The organism is Streptosporangium amethystogenes subsp. fukuiense, from assembly GCF_042665875.1.
Lineage (GTDB): Bacteria > Actinomycetota > Actinomycetes > Streptosporangiales > Streptosporangiaceae > Streptosporangium > Streptosporangium fukuiense.
In genome coordinates, this window is sequence record NZ_JBHTEE010000001.1 from 2,356,392 (window position 1) to 2,380,410 (window position 24,019).

General features: G+C 72.1%; 23 protein-coding genes and 1 pseudogene. 9 read left to right on the forward strand and 15 right to left on the reverse strand.

Annotation, left to right across the window (positions count from 1 at the left end; genetic code table 11):
- Positions 1 to 233 precede the first annotated feature (233 nt).
- A complete protein-coding gene (gene tnpA, locus ACFQVD_RS10360; protein ID WP_343980823.1) occupies positions 234 to 650 on the reverse strand; it encodes an IS200/IS605 family transposase in 417 nt (138 codons plus the stop codon).
- A 34-nt stretch (positions 651 to 684) separates the two neighbouring features.
- Between tnpA and ACFQVD_RS10365 the strand changes: the two genes are divergently transcribed.
- From ACFQVD_RS10365 to ACFQVD_RS10375, 3 genes and pseudogenes are all read left to right on the forward strand, one after another.
- Positions 685 to 1,836 carry an RNA-guided endonuclease InsQ/TnpB family protein gene (locus ACFQVD_RS10365; RefSeq protein WP_343980826.1) on the forward strand — a complete coding sequence of 384 codons (1,152 nt, stop codon included), beginning with the start codon at positions 685 to 687 and terminating at the stop codon, positions 1,834 to 1,836.
- A gap of 75 nt (positions 1,837 to 1,911) precedes the next feature.
- Positions 1,912 to 2,010 (forward strand): annotated as a pseudogene (locus ACFQVD_RS10370) (hemerythrin domain-containing protein); the annotation flags it as partial.
- A 142-nt stretch (positions 2,011 to 2,152) separates the two neighbouring features.
- A complete protein-coding gene (locus tag ACFQVD_RS10375; RefSeq protein ID WP_343980829.1) occupies positions 2,153 to 2,734 on the forward strand; it encodes an MFS transporter in 582 nt (193 codons plus the stop codon).
- 34 nt (positions 2,735 to 2,768) lie between these two features.
- Here the strand turns inward: ACFQVD_RS10375 and ACFQVD_RS10380 are convergent, their stop codons facing one another.
- From ACFQVD_RS10380 to ACFQVD_RS10395, 4 genes are all read right to left on the reverse strand, one after another.
- A complete protein-coding gene (locus ACFQVD_RS10380) occupies positions 2,769 to 4,772 on the reverse strand; it encodes an RNA polymerase sigma factor (RefSeq protein ID WP_343980832.1) in 2,004 nt (667 codons plus the stop codon).
- 33 nt (positions 4,773 to 4,805) lie between these two features.
- Positions 4,806 to 5,138, reverse strand: a complete 333-nt coding sequence (locus ACFQVD_RS10385) for a YciI family protein (protein ID WP_343980835.1) — start codon at positions 5,136 to 5,138, stop codon at positions 4,806 to 4,808.
- Positions 5,139 to 5,311: 173 nt separating this feature from the next.
- Positions 5,312 to 7,597, reverse strand: a complete 2,286-nt coding sequence (locus ACFQVD_RS10390) for a heavy metal translocating P-type ATPase (RefSeq protein ID WP_343980838.1) — start codon at positions 7,595 to 7,597, stop codon at positions 5,312 to 5,314.
- A 63-nt stretch (positions 7,598 to 7,660) separates the two neighbouring features.
- Complete coding sequence (locus ACFQVD_RS10395; RefSeq protein ID WP_343980840.1) at positions 7,661 to 8,515, reverse strand: universal stress protein; 855 nt, start codon at positions 8,513 to 8,515, stop codon at positions 7,661 to 7,663.
- Between the two features lie 281 nt (positions 8,516 to 8,796).
- Here ACFQVD_RS10395 and ACFQVD_RS10400 point away from each other — a divergent pair, with 281 nt between their 5' ends.
- From ACFQVD_RS10400 to ACFQVD_RS10420, 5 genes are read left to right on the forward strand one after another with little or no spacing between them, the layout of a single operon-like run.
- A complete protein-coding gene (locus ACFQVD_RS10400; protein ID WP_343980843.1) occupies positions 8,797 to 9,870 on the forward strand; it encodes a 4Fe-4S dicluster domain-containing protein in 1,074 nt (357 codons plus the stop codon).
- Positions 9,858 to 10,676, forward strand: coding sequence for an FAD/NAD(P)-binding protein (locus ACFQVD_RS10405; RefSeq protein ID WP_343980846.1), 819 nt, complete (start codon positions 9,858 to 9,860; stop codon positions 10,674 to 10,676). Before ACFQVD_RS10400 ends, ACFQVD_RS10405 begins: the two co-directional genes overlap by 13 nt.
- Positions 10,676 to 11,473, forward strand: coding sequence for an NADH-quinone oxidoreductase subunit B family protein (locus ACFQVD_RS10410; RefSeq protein ID WP_343980849.1), 798 nt, complete (start codon positions 10,676 to 10,678; stop codon positions 11,471 to 11,473). The genes ACFQVD_RS10405 and ACFQVD_RS10410 overlap by 1 nt, the downstream gene beginning before the upstream one ends.
- Positions 11,463 to 12,749, forward strand: coding sequence for a Ni/Fe hydrogenase subunit alpha (locus tag ACFQVD_RS10415; RefSeq protein ID WP_343980851.1), 1,287 nt, complete (start codon positions 11,463 to 11,465; stop codon positions 12,747 to 12,749). Before ACFQVD_RS10410 ends, ACFQVD_RS10415 begins: the two co-directional genes overlap by 11 nt.
- Before the next feature lie 24 nt (positions 12,750 to 12,773).
- Positions 12,774 to 13,262, forward strand: a complete 489-nt coding sequence (locus tag ACFQVD_RS10420) for a hydrogenase maturation protease (protein WP_343980855.1) — start codon at positions 12,774 to 12,776, stop codon at positions 13,260 to 13,262.
- Between the two features lie 47 nt (positions 13,263 to 13,309).
- Here ACFQVD_RS10420 and ACFQVD_RS10425 read toward each other — a convergent pair whose 3' ends face one another.
- The 6 genes from ACFQVD_RS10425 to ACFQVD_RS10450 all read right to left on the reverse strand — a co-directional run bounded on the left by ACFQVD_RS10425 (position 13,310) and on the right by ACFQVD_RS10450 (position 18,786).
- Positions 13,310 to 14,098, reverse strand: coding sequence for a sulfite exporter TauE/SafE family protein (locus ACFQVD_RS10425; RefSeq protein ID WP_364155890.1), 789 nt, complete (start codon positions 14,096 to 14,098; stop codon positions 13,310 to 13,312).
- Positions 14,095 to 14,703 carry a rhodanese-like domain-containing protein gene (locus ACFQVD_RS10430; RefSeq protein WP_343970208.1) on the reverse strand — a complete coding sequence of 203 codons (609 nt, stop codon included), beginning with the start codon at positions 14,701 to 14,703 and terminating at the stop codon, positions 14,095 to 14,097. Before ACFQVD_RS10430 ends, ACFQVD_RS10425 begins: the two co-directional genes overlap by 4 nt.
- Positions 14,700 to 16,094: an MBL fold metallo-hydrolase gene (locus ACFQVD_RS10435; RefSeq protein ID WP_364155888.1), complete on the reverse strand. Its 1,395-nt coding sequence runs from the start codon at positions 16,092 to 16,094 to the stop codon at positions 14,700 to 14,702. Before ACFQVD_RS10435 ends, ACFQVD_RS10430 begins: the two co-directional genes overlap by 4 nt.
- Before the next feature lie 332 nt (positions 16,095 to 16,426).
- Entirely contained in the window at positions 16,427 to 16,696 is a 270-nt protein-coding gene (locus tag ACFQVD_RS10440) for a metal-sensitive transcriptional regulator (RefSeq protein ID WP_030914234.1), read from the reverse strand.
- A gap of 60 nt (positions 16,697 to 16,756) precedes the next feature.
- Positions 16,757 to 18,076, reverse strand: a complete 1,320-nt coding sequence (locus ACFQVD_RS10445) for a phosphoribosyltransferase (protein ID WP_343966218.1) — start codon at positions 18,074 to 18,076, stop codon at positions 16,757 to 16,759.
- 320 nt (positions 18,077 to 18,396) lie between these two features.
- Positions 18,397 to 18,786 (reverse strand): hypothetical protein, encoded by a 390-nt coding sequence (locus tag ACFQVD_RS10450; protein ID WP_343966216.1) that lies wholly within the window; start codon positions 18,784 to 18,786, stop codon positions 18,397 to 18,399.
- A 187-nt stretch (positions 18,787 to 18,973) separates the two neighbouring features.
- On the opposite strand from ACFQVD_RS10450, the gene ACFQVD_RS10455 reads away from it, so the two are divergent.
- Positions 18,974 to 19,414, forward strand: coding sequence for a pyridoxamine 5'-phosphate oxidase family protein (locus ACFQVD_RS10455; RefSeq protein ID WP_343966213.1), 441 nt, complete (start codon positions 18,974 to 18,976; stop codon positions 19,412 to 19,414).
- Here the strand turns inward: ACFQVD_RS10455 and ACFQVD_RS10460 are convergent.
- The 4 genes from ACFQVD_RS10460 to ACFQVD_RS10475 all read right to left on the reverse strand — a co-directional run bounded on the left by ACFQVD_RS10460 (position 19,411) and on the right by ACFQVD_RS10475 (position 23,980).
- On the reverse strand, positions 19,411 to 21,111 hold the full coding sequence (locus ACFQVD_RS10460) for a sensor histidine kinase (protein ID WP_343966210.1): 1,701 nt from the start codon (positions 21,109 to 21,111) through the stop codon (positions 19,411 to 19,413). The genes ACFQVD_RS10455 and ACFQVD_RS10460 overlap by 4 nt on opposite strands.
- 69 nt (positions 21,112 to 21,180) lie before the next feature.
- Positions 21,181 to 21,735 (reverse strand): hypothetical protein, encoded by a 555-nt coding sequence (locus tag ACFQVD_RS10465; protein WP_343966208.1) that lies wholly within the window; start codon positions 21,733 to 21,735, stop codon positions 21,181 to 21,183.
- A gap of 172 nt (positions 21,736 to 21,907) precedes the next feature.
- The gene (locus ACFQVD_RS10470; RefSeq protein ID WP_343966206.1) at positions 21,908 to 22,759 is read right to left on the reverse strand and encodes a universal stress protein; all 852 of its coding nucleotides are present in this window, start codon (positions 22,757 to 22,759) and stop codon (positions 21,908 to 21,910) included.
- 183 nt (positions 22,760 to 22,942) lie between these two features.
- Complete coding sequence (locus ACFQVD_RS10475; RefSeq protein ID WP_343966204.1) at positions 22,943 to 23,980, reverse strand: zinc-dependent alcohol dehydrogenase family protein; 1,038 nt, start codon at positions 23,978 to 23,980, stop codon at positions 22,943 to 22,945.
- Between the last annotated feature and the right edge of the window lie 39 nt (positions 23,981 to 24,019).

Below are 24,019 nucleotides of genomic sequence, written 5' to 3' on the forward strand. Positions count from 1 at the left end.
TGACGAGCAACCGGATCCGCCTCGCGTCGTCCTCCTCCGCCTCCCGGGGCCCGGTCCTTGCCGAACTGGAGCGCATCGCCCGGATCACGGCCCGGACCGACGACGACCCCCGACGGGTGCTGCGCACGGCCGCCGGCTGGGAACTGTTCAACAAGAATCTTTGCGAGGAATCCCGGTCCTTCAGGGCCGGGAGGAATCGCACCCTTGGTCCCGGTGGCGCGCAGCGCCACCGGTCATTGCGGCCGCTTCTGGTTCTCGATGTACTCGCGGATGATCTGAAGCGGTGCGCCGCCGCAGGATCCGGCGAAGTACGAGGGTGACCACAGGTGGCCGTGCATGATGTGCCGGTCGATTCGGCCGGTGAACTCCTTGCGCAGGTAGCGCGCGGAGACGCCCTTGAGCCGGTTGACCAAGGTCGTGATCGGGAGCTTGAGCGGGTAGTGCACGAGTAGGTGGACGTGGTCGTCCTCTCCGTTGAACTCCCGCAGCTCTGCGCCGAGCTGGGCGCACACGCCCCGCATGACGTCCTCGCAACGGGTGAGCACGGCGTCGTCGAGGACATCCCACCGATACTTCGTGACGAAGATGAGATGCACATGAAGGTTGCATCGACGCTCTGGCCGCGCCTGACCAGGGGATCTGATTCCCATCGTGGTGACATGGACAAGACGTTACGATGCGGGTGTGAAGATCGTGGTGCAGGTGAAGCTGCTCCCGGACGAGGCCACCGAGCCGGCCCTCCGGGAGACGCTTCGTGCCTGCAACCAGGCCGCGAACCACGCCTCCCGCCGCGCGTTCGACACCGGGACAAAAGGCAAGACCTCGTTGCAGCGCCTCGTGTACGGGGAGCTGAAGGAGATGGGCCTGTCGGCTCAGCCCGCGATCCACGCAGCCCGCAAGACCGCCGGGGCCTACGCGACGCTGAAGGCGAACCTGAAGGCCGGGAACTACGGCAGCGAGGGATCGAAGCGACGAATGACCGCCGAGTCGAAGCCGATCCGGTTCCGCAAGGACGCCGCCCAGCCGTTCGACGACCGATGCCTGTCCTGGCAGATGGACGCCCGCACCGTCTCGATCTGGACCGTGCGCGGGCGCTTCGGCCGCATCCCCTTCGCATGCTCCCCCGAGCAGTTGAAGACGCTCACCGAGCACCGTCAGGGCGAGAGCGACCTCGTCTACCGGGGCGGCCAGTGGTACCTGTACGCCACCTGCGACATTCCCGAGCCCGAACCGATCGAGCCGAACGGCTTCCTCGGCGTCGACCTCGGTATCGCCAACATCGCCACCACCGACGACGGCACCGTCCACGCAGGCAAGCACCTGAACCAGGTCCGCCATCGCAACCGCCGCCTGCGCAAGCGCCTCCAGGCCAAGGGCACCAAATCCGCCAAGCGGCTCCTGCGTAACCTCTCCGGCCGGGAAGCACGCTTCGCCGCCGACACCAACCACCGCATCTCCAAGCAGATCGTGACCGAGGCCCAACGCACCTCTCGCGGCATCGCCCTGGAAGACCTGGGCGGCCTTCGCGAAAGGGTACGGCTCCGCAAGCCCCAGCGGGTCACGCTGCACTCCTGGGCCTTCGCCCAGCTCGGCGCCTTCATCGCCTACAAGGCGACCCGGGCCGGGGTGCCGGTGGTCCATGTGGACCCGCGCTATACCTCCCAAGGGTGTTCGACGTGCGGCCACATCGACAAGAAGAACCGGCCTGATCAGGCCACCTTCGCCTGCACGTCGTGCGGCTTCGCTGAGCACGCCGACGTCAACGCGGCCCGCAACATCGCCGCACGCGGCGTTGCGAGCTGGGCAGTGAGTCACGCTGCCGACGACGCGGCCTGAACCGTCGAACCCATCGACGGCGAGGAGCTGCAAGCTCGGCCCTTCAGGGCCGAGAAGCTGACGACCTTCCTACGGGTGCACCACACCTCCGAGGACGTCGCGCTCTGGCCCGTCATGCGGCACGAGCTGGCCGGTCGGCCGGACGGTCTCGCCCTGCTGGAGGCGATGGAGGCCGAGCACGCCGCCATCGACCCCCTGCTGGCGGGCGTGGACGCGGCGCTGGCCGACCGCGACCACGGCGGGGAGATTCTCGGCGGCCTGGATGCTCCCGCCCGGGATCCTGCGGGATCGGGGCAGGGTCGGCGCCAACCTCGTCATGTTCCTCATCGGCGCGGGCATGTTCGCCACCTTCTTCTTTCTCACCCTCTACATGCAGGGAGTGAAGGGGTACGGCCCCATGCGGACCGGACTCGCCTACCTGCCCTTCGCGCTCGGCATCGGACTCGGGGCGGGCGGCCTCGGCCCCAGGCTCCTGGCCCGGCTGCCTGAGCGGACGGTCATCGTCACCGGCCTGGCCCTGGCCATCGCGGGCATGGTCTGGTTCGCCGCCCTCACCCCGGCCACCGGCTACTTCGCGGTACTGCTGCCCGCCCAGTTCGTCGCGGGCATCGGGCTGGGACTGTGCCTGGTCACCGCGACGATCGTCGGTGTCCAGGGCGTCGCCCCCCGCGACACCGGCATCGCCTCCGCGCTGGTCAACACCAGCCAGCAGATCGGCGGAGCTCTCGGCCTCGCCGTCCTGGCCGCCGTCGCCGCCGCGGCCACCGAGAACCCCGCGCTCCCGGTCTCCCTGACCGACGGCTACACCACCGCCCTGCTGGCGGGCGGCGCGCTCTACCTGGTCGCTCTGCTGGCCGCCGCCTTCACGATCACCTCACTGGAGCAGCGGCATCCCTGATCGGGCGCACGGCGCCGAAACGCGCGGAGACGGTTCATCTGCTCCGCAGTTGATGGAGGGTGTGGCCGGTGGCCCGCTTGAACAGATATTCGGCCCGTTCGTAGGAGAGCCTGCGGCGGCCGGTCTCGGGGCACAGGTCGCCGGGGGCGGGCCGGCGGCCGGGGCCGGGCCTGCGCTCGGACAGGAACAGCGGGCCGCGACGACGGCCCGCGACGAGCTGGGGAATGAGCTCGGCGGTGCCCGACCGCCAGTGAATCCAGCGGGACCCCGGCGCCCTGCCGCGCATCCCCGCCAGGTCGAGGTCCTCGACGTTGAGCGCGAGCACCGAGCCGATCCCGGCCGCGCTCTCGTGGAGCATCAGCCACAGGGCGCGCTCGCGCGGGGCGAGATCCTGCCGCTTCCACAGCGCCTCGACGCGCGGCGGCTCCATGGGACGGGTGCGCGACCGGGGTTCGGGCCGGCGACCGATCCCGGCGGCCAGGTCCTCGCCCAGCCGGCCCCGGTCCGCGGTCCAGCAGGAGAAGGAGCGGACGGCACCTCGGTGCCTGTTCCACGTCGCGGCGGCGGCGCTCTCCCAGGCGGCGGCGAAGACCTCGGCGACCTGTCCGGCGGTCACGCCCCGCAGCGGGATGTCGTCGCCGAGATCGCGGCGGAGCCGGCTCATGGTCTGGCGGTAGGAGCGGACGGTCGCGGCGTCCAGGTCGGCGCGGGCCAGGAAGGCACTCGCGGCCTCGGCCAGGGTGACCGCGCTCTCCGGCCTGGCGGCGTCCGCGCAGGTCTGGGCGCGTTCCAGCAGGATCGTGCGTTCGGGCACGTTGAGAGTGAGCGCCGCGGCCCGTTCGAACTCCCGCCGGGCCTCCTCGTGGCGACCGAGCCTGACCAGCAGGTCGCCGCGCACGCTGGGCACCCGATGGTAGCCCTTGAGCGCCGGCTCGGCCGCCAGGGTGTCGACGAGCGCCAGCCCCGCCTCGGGACCGTAGGCCATGGCCAGCGCGACCGCCCGGTTGAGCTGCACGACCGGGGTGGGCAGCACCCTGACGAGGGTTTCGTAGAGGGCGGCGATCTGCGCCCAGTCGGTCTCCTCCGCCGTACGGGCCCGCGCGTGACAGACCGCGATGGCGGCCTGCAGCACGTACGGGCCGAGAGGTCCGCCGGATTGCCTGGCACGCAGCAGTGCCGCGAAGCCCCGGCGGATGAGGAGCTGGTCCCAGCGTCCGCGGTTCTGCTCGTGCAGCGCGACGGGCTCCCCCGACGGCCCCGTCCTGGCGGCCAGCCGGGATGCCTGGAGCTCCATCAACGCGATCAGTCCGTGTACCTCGGCCTCGCCGGGCGCGAGCCCGGCCAGCAGGCGGCCCAGGCGCAGCGCCTCCTGGCAGAGGTCCTGGCGCATCCAGCCGTCGCCCGCGCTCGCCGCGTACCCCTCGTTGAACACCAGGTAGATGACCTCGAGGACCGACGACAGGCGCGCGGCCCGGTCCGGCCCCGTGGGGACCTCGAAGGGGACCCCGAGTTCGGCGAGGGTGCGTTTGGCCCGGACGACGCGCTGCGCGACGGTCGGCTCGGAGACGAGAAAGGCCCTCGCGATCTCGTCGGTGCGCAGGCCACCGAGCAGCCGCAACGTCAACGCCACCCGGGACTCGGCGGACAACGCCGGGTGGCAGGAGACGAACATCAGGCGCAGGACGTCATCGCCCACCTCGTCGTCGAGTGCCGCGTCGGTCTCGGCCTCGGTGCCGTCCGGCCTGGTGGCGAGCTCGTGGGCGAGCTGCTCGTGCCCGCGCTCGAGCCGCTCGCCGCGCCGCAGGTGGTCGATGGCGCGACGTTTCGAAACGGCCATGAGCCAGGCACCCGGATTATCCGGAACGCCTGAGTCGGGCCACCGTTCGAGGGCGGCGAGGAGCGCGTCCTGCGCGAGCTCCTCGGCCAGCCCCACGTCGCCCAGCATCCGGACGAGTCCGGCGATGATCCTCGCCGACTCCATCTTCCAGACCTCGTCGACCGCCCGATGGGCGTCCCGGGACATCACGGGCTCGATCACAGCACCCGCCGGGCCGGGCACGCAAGCGCCCGATCAGTCCTGTGGGCCGAAGACCTGCTGGATGGTGCCCTCACCCTCTCCGATGATCTTCCAGAAGCGCCGGGAGAGCTCGATGGCCTCCTGCTGCGAGCGCGCCTCGATGAGCGCGAAGCTGACGATGGCCTCCTTCGTCTCGGTGAACGGCCCGTCGGTGACGGTCATCTCGCCACCGGAGGCCGAGATGTGGAGGCCGACCGGGTCCAGGCCGCCGGTCGCCAGCAGCACCCCCGCCCGGGTCATCTCCTCGACGAACGCGGCCATCTCCGCGTGAACCGCCTCGCTCGGGGGTGCCGCGTCGCCGCCCTTGGTGGTCATCAGGAATCGCATCTTCATATCTCCTTCGGGTGATCAGAGAACCGATCCTCGCCGGTTTCCAGCTACGCGTCGATCGGGGCCGGCGAAAATCGACACGCCTCGTCCGACCAGGGCGGCGACCGGATGTGACAGGGAATGCACACCGCCCACGCCTCCGCCGGGTTTCGTCCCGGCACCGAGCCGGGTCACGCCGGCGAACCGGCGGCCAGGGAGAAGTAGGCCTCCTCCTCCTGGTCGAAATGGAGGATCAGGACGGCGTACAGGCCGTAGAGGCAGGCGCGCAGGTCGTCGAGCTGCTCCGGGCGCGGCCCGCCGGCCTCGATGAGGGCCAGGTGACTTCCCAGGCGTCGTACCAGGCGTTCGATCTCGGCATGCGCCCTGCTCATGGTCATCACGACCTCCGGGCCGCCCAGCACCTGCCCCATGGCCGGATACAGCCGCTGCTCCTCGGCCCGTTCGTGAGGCAGCAGCCGCTCGGTGAGGAACGCCTGGACCTCTCGCAGCCGGTCGAGTAACGCCGTGGGCGGGGTCCTGCCCAGCTCGTCGGCCGTCTCCCGGATCAGCTCCAGGGTCGGCCGCAGCGAGGAGTGCTCCAGCTCGAAGCGGCGCAGCAGGGATTCGGTGGCGGAGTCCATCACCGGCCGGGTTCCCCGGGTGGGGCGCAGCGCCCGTAGCGCGTTGAGGATCACCGCGATGTCGATGCCCTCCTGCAGCAGGGCGCCGGCCGCGGGTGGCAGGGCGCCGGCCGCGGCGGCCACCATGGCCAGCAGTGACAGCGCCATCCCGGTGGCCGCGCTCTGCACGGCGATGTGCCGGGAGCGGCGGGCGACGTCCATCGCGTCGGCGAGCCGGTCCAGGCGGTCGGTGGTGAGCACCACGTCCGCGGCCTGGGTGGAGGCGGCGGACCCCCGGGCCCCCATCGCCACTCCGACGTCGGCCGCCGCCAGGGCCGGGGCGTCGTTGATCCCGTCGCCCACCATCACGGTCACCGCGTCGGCCGCCTCCCGCCGTACCGCCTCGACCTTGGCCGCGGGGGTCTGCTCGGCGAGCACCCGGTCGATGCCGAGTACCACGCCCACGCTCTCGGCGACCTCGGCCCGGTCTCCGGTGAGCATGACCACCCGCTCGATGCCCGCGGCGCGCAGCCGCCGCAGCGTCCGCGCGGCGTCGGCCCGGATGGCGTCGCGAAGCAGGATCACCCCTGCCGCCCGGCCGTCCAGCGTCACCCAGACGGTCATGGCCCCGTCCAGCGCGGCCCGCGCCCGCTGGATCCGCTCCCATTCCGAAGGCGAGGAGGTCGTCGCCTTGCCGACCTCTATCAGGTGCCCGTCCACCACCCCCGTGGTGCCGGTGCCCGGCCTCTCCTGGATCTCGGCCGGTTGCGGCAGCTCGGCACCGCGCGCGCGGGCCGCGTCGACGATCGCGGCGGCGAGCACGTGCGACGACATCTGATCCACCGCGGCGGCCAGGCGCAGCACGTCGTCGGTACGGACACCGGGCGCGGCCACGACGTCGATCACCCGGGGCCGGCCGGCGGTCAGCGTCCCGGTCTTGTCCAGGATGAGCGTGCGTGCCTGGCCCAGCCGCTCCAGTGCTCCACCACCCTTGACCACCACGCCGTGCCGTGCCGTGCGGGACAGCCCGGAGGCGATGGCCGCGGGTGCGGCGAGCAGCAGCGGGCAGGGGGTGGCGACGACCAGTACCGCGACGGCCCGTACCGGCTGGCCGGACAGCAGCCAGGCGGTCGCCGCCAGCAGCAGGGTGACCGGCAGGAACCAGGAGGCGAACCGGTCGGCGAGCCGCACGACGGGGGCGCTGTCGGTCTCCGTCTGCCGCGCCAGCCGCACCACTCCCGCGTAGGCGCTGTCGGCCGCGGTCCGGGTGGCCCGCAGGTCGAAGGCGGCACCGGCGTTCACCACACCGCTGCGCACCCCCTCCCCCGAGGCGTACTCCACCGGTACCGACTCCCCCGTCAGCGCCGACTCGTCCAGCAGCGCGAGATCGCCCGCCACCGCGCCGTCGACGGGGACCATCTCCCCGCTGGGGACCAGCAGCAGGTCTCCCGGGCGAACCTGCTCGACCGGTACCAGGTCCGGCACCCCGTTCTGGTAGCGCCGGGCCGAGTGCGGTGCCCGTTCGTACAGGGCGGTCAGGTCGTGGCGGGCCCGGCGCAGGGCGTGCTCCTCCAGTGCCCGCCCGGTGGCGAGCATCACGCCGATCAGGGCACCGGCGAGGTACTCCCCCACGGCGAGCGCTCCGGCCAGGGCGAGGACGGCGATGGCGTCCACGCCCATCCGGCCGTTCCGCAGCGCCGACACCACCCATCCCGTCGCGGGCACCAGTGACACGCCGGTGACCAAGGCCCACACGATGTCGGCGGCCGCCTCCGCGCCGGTCAGGCGGAGCGCGAGACCGGCCAGCAGTCCGGCCACTGTGCCCACCAGAAGGGCGACGGCCATCAAACGTCCCATTTTCCCAGCCTCCTGACGAGCCGTGCCGGGATCAGGACCTTCGGCCGCCTGGCAGGGCGACGATCACGATCCGACCACCGCCACCGGGCAGTGCGCGTGGTGCAGCACGCCGTGACTGATCGACCCCAGCAGGGCCGAGCCGAATCTGCCCATTCCCCGCGTGCCGACGACGACGAGGTCCGCGGCGGCCGAGGCTTCGCAGATGGCGGCGGCCGGGTGCCGGCACACCACTGTCTGCTCCACCTCGACCAGCGGGTACCTCTCCCGCCAGGGCGTGAGCGCGCCGGCGGCGATGCTCCGCGCACCGGCGAAGATGTCCTCGACCAGCGGCGCGTACGCGATGGCACCGGGCCCCATGACGGGCACCTGCCAGGCGTGGATCGCCCGTAGCCGGGCGCCGCGCCGGACGGCCTCGGCGAAGGCGTACCCCAGTGCCGCCGTCGAGTGGGCAGAGCCGTCGAAACCGACGACGACCTGGCCGCGGGCCGGCTCCCACGCCCCCCTGACGATGACGATCGGCGCGGCCACGTGCCCGGCCAGGGACAGGGAGACCGACCCGAGCAGCAGCCCGGTGAACCCACCCAGCCCTCGGCTGCCCACCACGATCTGCTCGGCGCCCTCGGCCTCGCGCCGAAGGATCTCCGTCACCCGGCCCTCCCGCAGCACGCTCTCCACCTCCAGGTGGGGTGTGCGCCCACGCACCACGGCGACCGCGCTCTCCAGCACCCCCCGGCAGTGCTCGGCCACGGAATCCCGGAAGCCGGGCGGGGTCTGCAGCGGGATGTCGTAGGTCCACGGTTCGCACACGTACACGATCCGCAGCGCGCACCCGCGCCGTACCGCGTCATCGGCGGCCCAGGCGACCGCGCCCTCCCCGTGGGCCGAGCCGTCCGTACCCACCACCACCTGCGCCGTCATGTCGCCCCCCTCGGACTCCCCCTCCATCCGACCGCGTGGCGGCGTTCGCCGTAGCGGACCAATGCCCCTTTCACCAGGGACTTCCGCCCCCTGTCGCGGGCCGTTGCCCGCGGAATGGGTATTGTCGGTCATAGCAGACCGTGCAGTCTCCCCGGCCCGGCCGGCAAGATCGAAAGATCTTTCCGGACCGGCGTCCTCATCGTATGACGATCCCCCCAAGGTATGGATTTCCGTACCGTCAGCGTGTTGCCAAGGAATCAGGGGCAGAAGGGGGACGGCCCGTGAACGCCGTTGTGATGGAATCGCTGGAACCACTCGTCGCTGGACTGCGATCCGAAGGTTTCACCGTCGTCGGGCCGACGGTCCGGGACGGCGCCATCCGGTTCGCCGAACTCTCCCATTCCGCGCAACTGCCTGCGGGGCGGGGCGACGATCAACAGCCTGGGCACTACCGGCTGACCGAGCGTGATGACGAACTGGTGTTCGGTTTCGCCGCCAGTCCCGACTCCGCCAAGCGTTACACCCAGCCGCCCCGCCAAGCGCTGTTCCGGATGCGCGAGGCGGAGGTGGAGGAGACCCGGAGCCAAGCGCCCCGCATCGCGCTGCTGGGGGTGCGCGCCTGCGACCTGGCCGCGATCGCCGTACAGGATCGGGTGTTCCTCGGCGGCAGGCATCCCGATCCGGCCTACCGCGAGCGGCGCGAGGCGCTGTTCCTCATCGCGGTGAACTGCGCGGTGCCCGGGGGCACCTGCTTCTGCGTCTCCATGGGCACAGGACCGAAGGCCACCGCCGGGTTCGATCTGGCGCTCACCGAACTGAGCGCCCCGCACCGGTTCCTGGTCGAGACGGGAAGCGAGCGGGGCGCGGAGGTCGTCGCGCCGCTCCCGCACCGGCCCGCCGGCGACGACGACGTCACGGCCGCCGAGGAGGTCTCCCGCGTCGCCGCCACCCGGATGGGCCGCCAGGTGGACACCGACAACATCCAGGAGCGCCTGGCCGCGGCGCACGACTCGCCGCGCTGGACCGAGGTCGCCTCCCGCTGCCTGGCCTGCACCAACTGCACGATGGTCTGCCCCACCTGCTTCTGCACCACGGTTGAGGACGCCACCGACTTCAGCGGCGGGGAGGCGGAGCGGACGGAGGTGTGGGACTCCTGCTTCACGCTGGACTTCTCCGAGGTCGCCGGCTCTCCCGTACGCGGTTCGGGATCCGCCCGCTACCGGCAGTGGCTGACGCACAAGTTCTCCACCTGGTTCGACCAGTTCGGCATGTCCGGCTGCGTGGGCTGCGGCAGGTGCATCACCTGGTGCCCGACCGGCATCGACGTCACCGAGGAGCTCGGATGCATCCTATGACGCCGGCGCCCTACCGGGTGCGCTCGCGCCGCCCGGACCGGGCCGACACGGTGACCTTGACCCTCGGGCCGCTGGAGGGCCCCTGCCCGCCGTTCCTGCCGGGCCAGTTCACGATGATCTACGCCCCCGGTGTCGGGGAGATCCCGGTCTCGATCAGCGGCCGGGCCCGCGCGGGCGGGTACCTGCAGACGATCCGCGCGGTGGGCGCGGTCAGCGGGGCACTGTGCCGGACCAGACCCGGCGATGTCGTGGGCGTTCGCGGGCCGTACGGCACGGCCTGGGACGTGCCGGCCGCGGCGGGACTGGACGTGGTCGTCGCCGCGGGCGGCCTCGGGCTGGCCGCGCTGCGGCCGGTCGTCCGCGAGCTGGTCGCCCACGGCTCCCGGTACGGCCGGATCAGCGTGATCGTCGGCACCCACACGCCGGCGACCCTGATCTACCCCGCCGAGCTGGCCCGCTGGCGCGAGGCCTGCGGCATCGACGTCCAGGTGACCGTGGATCACCCCGACCGCGCCTGGAAGGGGCCGGTGGGGCTGGTCACCCGGCTGATCGACCAGATCGTCTTCGATCCCCGCCGCACCTTCGCCTTCGTCTGCGGCCCGGAGGCCATGATGCGGGCGACCGCGGCCAGGCTGGTACGGCGGGGCGTCCCGGCGCGGCGGGTGGCCCTGTCGGTGGAGCGCAACATGAAGTGCGGCGTCGGCCGCTGCGGCCACTGCCAGCTCGGCCCGCTGCTGACCTGCCTCGACGGCCCGGTGCTGAGCTACGAGCGGGCGGCCGGGCTGCTGGCCGTGGAGGAACTGTGATGGCCGGCCCCGCGGCCACGCGCCGGCGTCCACGGCTGGCGGTGTGGAAGTTCGCCTCCTGCGACGGTTGCCAGCTCACCGTGCTGGACTGCGAGGACGAGCTGCTGTCGATCGCCGCCGAGGTGGACATCGCCTACTTCCTGGAGGCCTCCAGCGCGACCGGGCGCGGCCCCTACGACCTGTCACTGGTCGAGGGGTCGATCACCACTCCGGCCGACCTGCGGCGGATCCGGCACGTGCGCCGCGTGTCGAAGCGCCTGGTGACGATCGGCGCCTGCGCGACCGCGGGCGGCATCCAGGCGCTACGCGACTTCGCCGACGTACGCGAGTTCGCCTCGATCGTCTACGCCCGTCCCGACTACATCGCCACACTGGAGCGTTCCACTCCGATCTCCGCCCACGTACCGGTGGACTTCGAGCTGCGCGGGTGCCCCATCGACGGCCGGCAGCTGCTGGAGGTCGTCTCGGCCTTCCTGGCCGGACGGCGCCCCTGTGTACCGGCCCACAGCGTCTGCGTGGAATGCAAGGCCCGGGGCAACGTCTGCGTCATGGTGGCCCACGGCACCCCCTGCCTGGGCCCGGTCACCCAGGCCGGCTGCGGAGCGCTCTGCCCGGCGTTCAACCGGGGCTGCTACGGCTGCTTCGGCCCGATGGAGAGCCCCAACACCCGGGCGCTCAACGCGCAACTACGCGAGCTCGGCATGAGCACCCCCGAACTGGTGCGCGTCTACCGGACGTTCAACGCCACCGAGGAACCCTTCCGCCAGGCGTCCGAGGAGGCCGGAGATGACGCATAGGTCGATCAGGATCGGTGCCCTGACCCGCGTGGAGGGCGAGGGATCCCTGCTGGTGCGCGCCCGCGACGGCCGCGTCACCGACGTGGAACTGAACATCTACGAGCCGCCGCGCTTCTTCGAGGCGCTGCTGCGTGGCAGGGCCCACACCGAGCCGCCCGACATCACCGCCCGTATCTGCGGGATCTGCCCGGTGGCCTACCAGATGAGCGCCTGCCAGGCGATCGAGTCCGCCTGCGGGGCGGAGGTGACCGGGCCGCTCCGGGACCTGCGGCTGCTGCTGTACTACGGCGAGTGGATCGAGTCGCACGCCCTGCACATCCACCTGCTGCACGCCCCCGACTTCCTGGGCTACGACAGCGGCGTGGCCATGGCGGCCGACCACCGTCCCGTCCTGGAACGGGGACTGGCGCTGAAGAAGGCGGGCAACGAGCTGGTGGCGGCCCTCGGCGGGCGGGCGATCCACCCGGTCAACGTGCGGGTGGGCGGCTTCTACCGGGTGCCCGCCCGCACCGAGCTCGCACCGGTCGCCGAACGGCTGCGCCACGCCCGCGACCAGGCGCTGGCGACGGTGGAGTGGGTGGCCGGGTTCGACTTCCCCGACGTGGAGCACGACTACCGGTTTCTCGCGCTGAGCCATCCCGCCGAGTACGCCATCCTGTCCGGCTCGATCTCGGTCAGCGACGGCACCGCCTTCGCCGCGTCCGACTGGCCCGCCCACGTCGTGGAGGAGCAGGTGCCGTGCTCCACCGCCCTGCACGCCCGGCTCGACGGATCCACCGGCTATCTGGTGGGGGCTCTGGCGCGCTACGCCCTGAACGCGCACCTGCTGTCACCGCTGGCCCGGTCGGCGGCCTCGGACGCCGGACTCGGCCCCGTCTGCCGCAACCCGTTCCGCAGCATCGTGGTCCGGGCCGTGGAGATCCTGCACGCCTGCGACGAGGCGTTGCGGATCATCGAGAACTACACCGAGCCGGACGCGCCCTCGGTTCCGGTCGACCCCCGTCCCGGAGTCGGCCACGGCGTCTCCGAGGCCCCGCGCGGCACGCTCTACCACCGCTACCGGATCGACGACGCGGGGCTGATCGCCGAGGCCGACATCGTGCCACCGACCTCGCAGAACCAGGCCCGCATCGAGATGGACCTGCGCCACCTCGTCGAGCCCCGCCTCGACCTGCCGCAGGTGGAGCTGGCGGCGCTGTGCGAGCGGACGGTACGCAACCACGACCCGTGCATCTCCTGCTCGGCCCATTTCCTGGACCTGCGGCTGGACCGCTGAGGCCGGTTTCCGACAGGGGGATTCATGCACGAGCAGATCGTCATCGGAATCGGCAACGAGTTGCGGGGCGACGACGCCGCCGGGCTGGAGGTGGCCCGGCTGTTGCGCGGCGTGCTTCCGCCCGAGATTCCCGTGGTCGAGAACGGAGGTGATCCGGCCGAGCTGATCGAGGCGTGGACGGGTGCGGGCCTGGCGATCGTGATCGACACGGTGCTCTCCGGCGCGCCCCCGGGTACGGTGCGCCGGAGCACCGTCCTCGGCCCGGCCGCCTCCTCTCGGGATGCCCACCGGACGCCTCCCGCCCTCGGGCACGGCAGTTCCCATGCCCTGGGCGTCGCCGACGCCGTCGCGCTCGGCCGGACTCTCCGCCGCCTGCCCCGCGAGCTCGCGCTCTACACCGTCGAGGGCGCCGATTTCGGGCTCGGGGCCCCGGTCACCCCGGCGGTGAGACAGGCCATCGGGAAGCTCGCCGAGACCGTGGCCGGCCTTGTCGGCCCGGAGCGGGCGCGGTAGCGCCGGAGAACCGGGGAATTCCCCGGCGACGCGACGGCCGAGAGGAGTCACGCCCAGCCGACCGGCGCCACGAGGTCGAGCACTCCCCGGGCCAGGACGAGGGCGGCCACGACGAGGACGAGGTAGGCGAACCAGCGGCGCAGGCGCTCGGCGTCCAGGTGGCGGCCCAGGCGGGCGGCGGCCAGCGATCCGGCCACCGCGGCCGTCGTGAAGGCCCCGATGACCGTGTAGTCCAGGCCGGCGCCATCGGCGTGGGCGACGAACCCGGCCGCCGAGTTGACCACCACGATGAGCAGCGAGGTGCCGACCGCGGCCGTCATCGGCAACCCCAGCGCCAGCACCAGGGCCGGGATGATGAGGAACCCGCCGCCGACGCCGAACAGGCCGGTCAGCGCGCCCACGGCCGCGCCGGCGGCGACGGACCTGGGCAGGCAGCTGCGCCAGTTCACCCCGCCGCCGGGCAGTGCGCAGGCCCCGCCGGCCGGGGCGTCGCCGGCCAGCATCCGCCGGCCGGCCACCGCCATGAGCGCGGCGAACCCGATCAGGATCGCCTGCGGGGGCAGCATCCGGTTGATCGCGGCGCCTCCGAACGCGGCCAGGGCCCCGGCGCCGCCGAACACCGCGGCGATGCGCCAGCGCACCTGTCCGGCCCGGATGCGAGGCAGCACGGCGGTGGCCGAGGAGACGCCCACCACCAGCAGCGAGGCCGGCACCGCCGAGGCCGGCGGCAGGCCCGCCCCGTACACCAGGGCGGGCAGCGCCAGGATCGACCCGCCGCCCCCCAGCAACCCGAGCAGGACGCCGATCATCGCGCCCAGGCCGAGCGCCGCCGTCAAGAGGTCGCCTCCCGTTGCGCCAACCGGCCCAGCACCGCCTCCAGGCTGGGCCGGCGGGGACCTCGGTTGTAGGGGAGTTTGGCCAGCAGCATGCCCATCGCGCAGGTGTTGGAGAGCGCGGCGAAGGTCAGCCCGCCGCCGATCGCGGCGGCGAGCCATTTGGCCGGGGGGAACAGCGTGCTGGCCAGGATCGAGGTCAGCACCAGGGATCCGGCCACCAGACGCACCTGGCGTTCCAGCTCCCAGCGGGCCCGGCCGGTACGGAGCGGCGCGCCGGTCCCCTGCCAGGCGAGGATGCCCCCTTCCAGGAGGCGCGGGGCCGCCTGTCCAGCTCCGGACAGGGCCGCCGCGGCCTGCGCGGCGCGTTGCCCGGAGCGGCAGACGAGCACCACCTGCTCCCACCGGGGGCCCTCCAGGTGGGCGCGCAGCCGTGCACGGTGCTCGCGCAGCAGATCCAGTGGCACGTTGACCGAGCCGGGGATGTGGGCGGTCTCGAACTCACCGGGGGTGCGCACGTCGATCAGCCGGGGCGCGGGTCCGGAGTCCATCAGGTTGCGCAGGGCGGCCACATCCAGCGTGGCGGGCCTGTCGGGGTGAATGGTCATGAGGTCTCCTCGATGGTCAGGCCGCTTTCGGCCGCTTGGGCGTAGTCGTCATCGATGTGTACGACCCGGCGGCCGGCGCGGGTCAGCAGGCTGCTCGCGGCGGCGGCCCGGTAGCCGGAGCCGCAGTGCACCCACACCGTCCCGTCCGGGATCTCGGCCAGGCGGTGCGGTAGTTCGGGCAGCGGGAGGTGCGTCGCGCCGTCGATGTGCCCGGCGCGCCATTCGTTGCGCAGCCGCACATCCAGCACGACGTCGGGGGCGGGCAGATCGCGCACGTCACGGCCGTCGCGCACGGCGGCCAGTTCGGCGAACGTGGCGACGGTCAGCTCACCCAGCCTGGCGCCGTCGCCGTCGGCCCACTGCTCGGGGGTACCGGTCGCGGCGGCGGCCGGACGGTCGATGCCGATGCGCGCCAGCTCGCGCTGGGCGGCGGCCACCTGCTCCGCTGATTCGCCCAGCAGCGTGATGGGCGCCCCCCAGGGGGCCATCCAGCCCAGCCAGGTCGACATCGGGCCGTCCAGGCCGAAGCTCAGCGTTCCGGCCAGGTGCCGCCGGGTGAACGCCTTGCGCGAGCGCAGGTCCACCACCCACTCACCGGCGTCGATACGCGCGCGCAGCCCGGCGGCGTCGGCCCGCCTCGCCGGGGTCAGATCGACCAGGTCCGCGCCGGCGGTGTTCCTGGCGCCCATGTGGGCGTAGTAGGCGGGGTAGGCGTCCAGCCCGGCGAGGGTCTGGGTGACGAAGTCGTCGGCCTCCAGCCGCAGCGCCGGGTTGGCGCCGCGCTCGTGTCCCATCGTCGAGGATGCGGCGTCGGTCTGGGTGGCCGAGCAGAAGCTGCCGAATCCGTGGGTGGGCCAGACCTGCGTACCGTCGGGCAGCAGGTCGGCCAGCCGTCGCACCGAGGCGTGCTGGTGCCGGGCCAGGGCGTGGGCGTGCCGGGCGCCGAGCAGGTCGGTGCGGCCGGTGGTGCCGAACAGCAGCGACCCGCCGGTGAACACTCCCATCGGCCCGCCGGGACCGCCGAGCACGTAGGACAGGTGGTGGAAGGTGTGCCCGGGGGTGGCCACCGCGGAAAGGCGCATCGACGGTGACAGCGCCATCTCGTCGCCGTCGCTCACAGGCACCCGGTCGAAGGCGACCTCGTCGGCCGCCGCCACCAGGTAGGCCGCGCCCGTCAGTCTGGCCAGGGCCAGCCCGCCGGAGACGTAGTCGTTGTGCAGGTGGGTCTCGGCCACGTGGGTGACGCGCACGCCCAGCCGACCGGCCAGGGCCAGGATCCGGTCGATGTCCCGTTGCGGGTCGACCACCAGCGCCACCCGCCCGTCGTGGGCCAGGTAGCTGCGGTCCCCCAGCGAGGAGGTCTCCACCACCACTGTCTCGATCGTCGTCATCGTCGCCTCTCACTTCGTCGTTGTTGTCTTAGCCGGCAGGTGAGGACCGGCCAGGCCCGGTTTTCACGCCGGTCGGCGAACTCTCGCCGGATGGGTGTCCGGCGTCGCCGCGGCGCCCCGCCCGAGGCTCCGTCACGGAGGCGTTCAGGCCACTTCGGTGCGAATATACCCCGGGGGGTATCTTTGGGACAGAAAGGCGCCACGCCTCCCATCGCCCCGCCCGCCGCGCGACGGGCGGGGCGATGGTGTCACGACGCCGGTGTCACGACGCCGGTGTCACGACGCCGGTGTCACGATGCCGGTGTCACGACGCCGGTGTCACGACGCCGGTGTCACGACAGGGCCAGGAACAGTTTCTCCAGCCGCTCCTGGCTGATCGGCGGCTGCTCGCCGCGCTCACGCGCCATCTGGCACTGCTGCATGCCCGTCGATATGATCTTGAATCCGGCTCGGTCCAGCGCCTTGGAGACCGCCGCCAGCTGGGTCAGCACCCGCTCGCAGTCGTCCCCGTTCTCGATCATCGCGATCACTCCGCCCAACTGCCCCTGGGCCCGCTTGAGTCGTGTCAGCGCGTCCGACAGGACCGTCGCGTCCATCTCCATCCCGCCCCACCTCCGCTCCCAATATACCCCGGGGGGTACATGGGTGCGGTGTGAGAGACCTCACGCCGGCGGTCCGAGGTGACCGGTGAACCAGTCGCGGGCGAGGGCGGCGACGTTTTCGAGTGCCCCCGGCTCTTCGAACAGGTGGGTGGCGCCGGGGACGACCTGGAGCAGGCTCTCGCAGCGCAGCCGTTCCTGCGCGGCCCGGTTGAGGTCGAGCACCACCCCGTCGGCACCTCCCACGATCAGCAGGGTCGCCGCCCGCACCTCGGGCAGCCGCGGCCCGGCCAGATCGGGCCGCCCGCCCCTGGAGACGACGGCGGTGACCTCGGAGCCCGGCTCCGCCGCCGCCCACAGCGCGGCCGCCGCTCCGGTGCTCGCCCCGAAGTAGCCGACGGGGAGGCCCGCCGCCCAGGGTTGATCGCCCAGCCAGCCGGTCACCCGGACGAGCCTTTCTGCCAGCAGCCCGATGTCGAACACGTTGCCTCTGTCGGCCCCCTCATCCAGGGTGAGCAGGTCGAACAGGAGCGTCCCCAGACCGGCGCCGTTGAGCACGCCGGCCACGTACCGGTTACGCGGGCTGTGCCGGCTGCTGCCGCTGCCGTGCACGAACACCACCACTCCCCCGGCGCCGGGCGGGACGACGAGCTGGCCCGGCAACTCGACCTGCCCGGCGTCCACCAGGACCTCCTCGTCGCGGCCCGGCGGATCGGAGGCCGCGTTCCCGCCGCGTTCCCCTGCCGCTGGCGCGGCCCTTCGGAGCAGCTCGGCCACCTGCTCATCGGTGGTCTGGGAAAAATTGACGTACCAGACGCCGACCGCCAGCAGGCGTTCCGGTGTCCGCAGGCAGACCACCTCGTCGGCGACCTCGCGCAGGCTCGCGATCGTCTCCGGTGACCCCACCGGCACCGCCAGCACCACCCGTGAGGCACCCCGCGCCCGGGCGACCTGGCAGGCGACACGCGCCGTCCCCCCGGTGGCGACCCCGTCGTCCACCACGATCGCCGTACGGCCCGTCAGGTCCACCGGAGCGCGGTCGCCGCGCAGTTGGCGCGCACGGCGCAGGACCTCGGCCCGCTCATACTCCTCCACCTCGGCCGTCTCCGCATAGGTGAGCTCCGTGAGCAGCACGATGTCGTGGTTGATGACGCGGACCCCGCCCTCCCCCACGGCGCCGAACCCGAGTTCCGGCTGGAACGGCACCCCGAGCTTGCGGACCACGATCACGTCCAATGGCGCGTCAAGGGCCTGGGCCACCTCGAACGCCACCGGCACGCCGCCCCTGGGCAGCCCCAGAACGACCACTTCCTCATCGGCACCGACAGACCCGCGTAACCGCTCGGCCAGCCGCAGGCCCGCATCCTGACGATCGGCGAACACCGCGTCCCCCCTTCCGACGCCCCGCACACCTCCGCTTGCCGGCGGGACCTCGAGATCACGCCGCGACCGGAAACGGCGCCCGGCTCCGCCGGGCGACCGGCCGCTCATCGGCCACCGCGGCCCCCTCGCGGCCGGCGGCGGGAATCTCGCCCCTCGGCCCCACCGTCAGCCGCCGGCATGTCCCGGCGGGCAGGGCCGAAGATCCCGGCTCGCAGCCTCATATAGGAGAACAACCGGCCGGGCGGACCCATTTCACGAGCACCGGCCCGCTTCCCGACGGCTGTCGGAACACCGCTTCCCCGGCGACTCACCGGGGAGGCTCAGGACAAGACGGCGCCCTCGCGCTCTTCGAGCACCCGGCCGTTCTCATCCACGATCTGGTACTCGAGCTGGCGGCAGCCGATGCCCACCTTGCCAAAGGCGGCGATCAGAGCCCTCAGACGGCCCTCCGCCTCGGCGACCGTCGCTGTGGTGAGGGAACCGGACAGCAGATAGTAGGGCTCCTGATCACGGTCGTTTCCGGAGGGGAGGTGGACCCCGGGCTGGGCGTAGAGCGAGATGCTCTCGCTGTCGTAGTCGATTTCCCAGCCGAAGAAGTGGAGCGCGACGCGGACCGGGCCACCCGCCCAGACCTCCAGGACACGCGCCATGGTCATGTGGTCGTCACCGTCAAGAACCCCGGCGTACTCGACGTACTCGATGTCCGCCATGGCCACGATCATCACATGGGGAGCGGCCCGCCCACAAAGCGGGGCGTCAGCGGGAACCCGGAGACGGGGGCACCGAGGCGGTAACGGCGTTGAACACGTACCACGGGCCCTCCGAAGGCCGAACACCGCCAATGACGGGACTTTAGCCCCTAACGTCCCCGGTACGCCGACAGGCAGCCTGAGAGGCATGAAGCTCGACTCGGCAGGCCTTGAAGTGCTTTCCCGGCCGGAGTGCCTCGAACTCCTGGGCTCGGTCTCGATCGGACGGATCGTGTTCACCGACCGTGCCCTTCCGGCCGTGCAGCCGGTCAACTTCGTCCTCGACGACGAGACGGTGGTGATCCGCACCACCATCGGTTCCAAGCTCGCCGCGGCGGCCCGTGACGCGATCGTCGCCTTCGAGGCCGACGACTTCGATCCGTCGGCGCGAACCGGCTGGTCGGTCACCGCGGTGGGGCCCGCGCGAGCCGTGTACGAGTCGCGGGAGATCGAGCGCCTGGCCCGGCTGCCCCTGACCACCTGGGCACCGGCAAGCCGGGACCACTACATCCTGGTGCAGACGGGCCACCTCACCGGCCGCCGGATTTCCCCTAGACCCGTGGACCAGGGCGCCGCGGCGCGCGACTAGAGCGGCACGCTCCAGGTCAGGCTGGTGCCCCCCGTCTCCGGCGAGACGATCTCGAAGAAACCGCCGAGCCGGGTCGCCCGCTCCTGCAGATTGCGCAGGCCGCTGCGCCTGCCGTCGCCGGCCAGCCCGACGCCGTCGTCCCGCACGACGAGGGTGAGCCGGTCGTCCAGCGCCTCGACGGAGACGTCGATCCTCCCGGCCCTGGCGTGCCGTACCGCGTTGGACAGGGCCTCGCGCAGCACCGCCAGCAGGTGGTCGGCGACCTCGGGCGACACGCGGTTGTCGAGCTGCCCGTCCATCCGCAGGCCGGGCATGAAGCCCAGGTGACCACGGGCGCCTTCCAGCATCTCGACGATGCCGGCGCGCAGGCTGGGGGCACCGTCCCCGCCGGGTGTCTGAAGGGCGAAGATGGTGGAGCGGATCTGGCGGATGGTCTCGTCGAGCTCGTCGATGGCGCCCTTCAGGCGGCCGGAGGCCTCCGGTCTCTCGACCAGCCGGACCGTGCTCATCAGTGTCATGGCGACGGCGAACAGCCGCTGGATGACCACGTCGTGCAGGTCCTTGGCGATGCGGTCGCGGTCTTCGAGCAGGCCCAGCCGTTCGGCGTCCTTGCGGCTCTCGGCCAGTTCCAGGGCCACCGCCGCCTGGGCGGCGAAGGCGTGCAGGGTACGCAGCTCCGACTGGACGAACGGGGTGCGGCCCGAGCGCTTGCCGAGTGACAGCACACCGCGCGCGACACCTGCCGCACCCAGCGGGACGGCCCCCACCGGGCCCATCGGCAGATGATCGGAGAACACGTTCCGCAGTTCGCCGGCCTCGTCCGGATCGTTGACCATGAGGGGCTCGCCGTCGGCGAAGGACCGTCCCGCCAGGGAGCCGGCGACCTGGATCTCCACCTGCTCCAGTTGCCCGGCGTTCTCGCCGTCGGCGATCGCCACCCGCAGCAGCTGCCCGCCCGCCTCCGGCAGCAGGATCGCCACGACGTCCGCGCCGGTCATCTGACGGGCGCGCCTGGCCATCAGGGTGAGGACCTCCTGGGGGTCCGCGCCGGACAGCAGACTGGTGGTGATCTCCGAGGACGCGGCCAGCCACGTCTCCCTGCGGCGGGTCTCCTCGAACAGGCGGGCGTTCTCGATCGCCACGCCGGCCGCGGTGGCCAGCGCGACGACGATCGCCTGGTCCTCCTCGTCGAACTCGCCGCCACCGCGCTTCTCGGTGAGGTAGAGGTTGCCGAACACCTCGTCGCGCACCCGGACCGGCACCCCGAGGAAGGAGCCCATGGGGGGATGGCCCGGAGGAAAGCCGTAGGACTCGGGATGGTCGGAGATGCGCGTCAGGCGCAGCGGTCGCGGCTCCTTGATCAGCAAACCGAGCAGGCCGAGGCCGTGCGGCCAGTGCTCGATCCTGGCGATCTCCTCCTCGCTGAGCCCGACCGGGATGAACTGCACCAGCGTGTTCTCCTGGCCGACCACGCCCATCGCGCCGAAACTGGCGTCCACCAGCCTGGTCGCGGTCTCGACGATGCGGCGCAGCACCGTCTCCAGGTCGAGGTCGCTGCCGACCGCCACGACCGCCTCGAGCAGGGCGTGTACGCGGTCGCGGGTGGCGAGTACCGCTTCGAGCCGGAGCTGTAGCTCCGACAGCAGTTCGTCCAGCCGCATGTTCGGAAGCAGGGGATGGGAGTCGGTGTCTGCCATGTTCGGGAGTCTCGCACCAAGACGGCAAAACGCCCACCCCGATCATGGGGTGGGCGTCTTGGGGCCCGGTCAGCGCAGGAAGGGGTAGTTCCGCACCAGGGAGGTGCTGCTCCACCACCTGCCGATGCCGAGGGTGTCACCGGCGCCCGCCATCGCCAGTCCGGCGAGCACGACGATGTAGACGATGTGGTCGTCCATGAACGGGTTGGTGGCCAGGGGCAGCTCGGCGGCCCACATCAGGATCAGCATCAGGCTCCCGGCGACGGCGGCGATCCGCATGCCGGCCCCCAGGATGAGGGCGACGCCGACCCCGAGCAGGCCGAGCATGAACAGCCAGTCGACCCAGACCTGCCCGGCCAGGCTGGAGAAGAGGCCGCCGAGGGCGTTCTCACCGGTGCCCTTGAGGAACCCGGTCGTTGGACTGCCCCCGGCGATCCAGGCGCGGTCGGCGGGGGTGGCGAATCCCCAGCCGAAGGTCTTGTCGAGGAACGCCCACAGGAAGATCCATCCGATCGAGATGCGCGCGATCGCCCAGACGTAGTCGACCGGACGCGTCGCCGCCGAAGGGGTGACGTTCGTGGCGGACTGCTTGGAGGGAACGTCCCGACCGTGCCTGGTGGCCATGACGGCCCCTTTCGGTAGTTTTTCGCGGTCTCTGTTGTGTCTTCATCACATCGTTTTTCAGGGTCGCCACGCAGTGCCGTACGGCTCGCTCCCGGACTGCGAAGGTCATCGTGTTCATGGGACCTTCGGCCTCTCACCCCGCGAACCCTGCCAGGACCCCGCCGACCCCCTGCTAGGACCTGACGACGGCGACGGAGCAGCGGGCGTGGTGCAGGACACCGCGGCTGACCGAACCCAGGAACAGCGAGCCGAGGGCACCGCGGCCGTGGGAGCCGACGACGAGCAGGTCGCAGGTATCGGAGGCGTCACTGAGGGCCTCGACCGCGTGGGCGCGGCGCACGTCCTCGATCACCTTCACCTCGGGGTACCTCTCCCGCCACCCGGTGAGCCGGTCCGTCACGAGCTTGTCGTGGGCGGCGCGGAACTCGTCCATGTCATAGACGATCTCCGGGGCGTAGATGTGCACCGGCACCTGCCAGGCGTAGAGGGCGCGCAGGGTGCTGCCGCGCAGCCTGGCCTGCTCGAAGGCGTAGGCGAGGGCGGGCTCGCAGGCCTCGGAGTCGTCGAGGCCGACCGTGATCTCGCCGTGTGTCCCGGTCCGGCCCGGACGGACGACGACGACCGGGCAGTGCACGTGGCCGGCGACGTGGACGCTGACCGAGCCGATCACGGCTCCGGCGAACCCGCCGAGTCCCCTGGTCCCCACGACGAGCTCCGTGGCGTCCTTTCCCTGCTCGCGCAGGACCAGCGCCGGCGATCCATCGATCAGCTTGGTGGTCACCTCGATGCCGGGTTGCCGGGAGCGGGCCGTCTCCTCCGCGGCGGCCAGCACCTTCCGGGAGGACTCGGTCACCGCGTCCTCCCACTCGGGGGCGGGGAACTTGGGGATGTCGTTCGGCCAGCGCTGCACGGCGGTGACGATGCGCAGTGGCAGGCCCGTCCGGGCGGCGTCGTCAGCCGCCCACTCGACGGCGGCGGTCGCGTTACCGGAGCCGTCGGCTCCAACAATGATCAGGTTAGACATCGATCCTCCTTATTCCCATAAGACCTTTGCCAAACCTGCCGATCCCAGGGCCGGAAGTCCCTTTCGGCCCGCGTGGCGGCAGGGCCTTTCGTCACCCCGCGGCGAAACCGGACAGCGCCGCGGCGTCGAGGAGAGGCTGCGGGAAACCCCGTCTCCCGGCGCCGGCGACGTCCGCCGACCGGGTCAGCCGCGGGTGAGCACCACCTTGAGCGCCCCGGTCTCCTGGGGGTGGGAGAACACCTCGTAGGCCTTCTCCATGTCGTGCAGCGCGAAGTGGTGGGTGACGAACCTGCCGCCGTCCAGCAGGCCCGCCCCGAGCATGCTCAGCAGCGTCGGCGTGGAGTAGGTGTCGACCAGGCCGGTGGTGAAGGTGAGGTCGCGTGCCCACAACTCCTCAAGGTGCAGGGTGACGGGCCTGCCGTGCACGCCGACGTTGGCGACGTGGCCGCCCGGCCTGACCAGGCGGGCGCAGAGCTCGAAGGTCTCCGGCACGCCGACGGCCTCGATGGCGACGTCGGCGCCCAGGCCGCCGGTCAGCTCGGCGACCTTCCCGGCGGGATCACCGTCCGCGCCGATCACCACATCCGCCCCGAAGCGGGTGGCCGCCTCCAGCCTGGCCTCGGCCAGGTCGACGGCGATGACGCGGCTGGGGCTGTAGAGGCGGGCGGTGGTGATCGCGGCCAGGCCGATCGGGCCCGCGCCCACGACGACCACGGTGTCGCCGGGGGCGACCCTGCCGTTCAGCACACCGACCTCGTAGGAGGTGGGCAGGATGTCGGCCAGCATGAGCACGGCCTCGTCGCCGATCCCCTCGGGCACGAAATGGGTCGAGGTGTCGGCGAAGGGAACGCGTACGAACTCGGCCTGCGTCCCGTCGATGTGGTGGCCGAGGATCCAGCCGCCGCCGCCCAGGCACTGCCCGTAGGAGCCCGTACGGCAGTAGCGGCACCGCCCGCACGCTGAGACGCACGAGACCAGGACGCGGTCGCCTGGCTTCAGCGCGGCCCCGGCGCCGACCTCGGTGACCGTGCCGACCGCCTCGTGGCCCAGGATCCGGCCCGGCTCGACGGCCGGCACGTCCCCTTTGAGGATGTGCAGGTCGGTGCCGCAGATCGTCACCGCGTCGACGCGGACCACCGCGTCCGTGGGCGTCTGGACGCCCGGCTCGGGGACCTCCTGCCACGATCTCCTGCCGGGGCCCTGATAGACCAGCGCTTTCATGATCCACCCCTTCGCCTCTCGCCGCCGTCAGGCGGATGT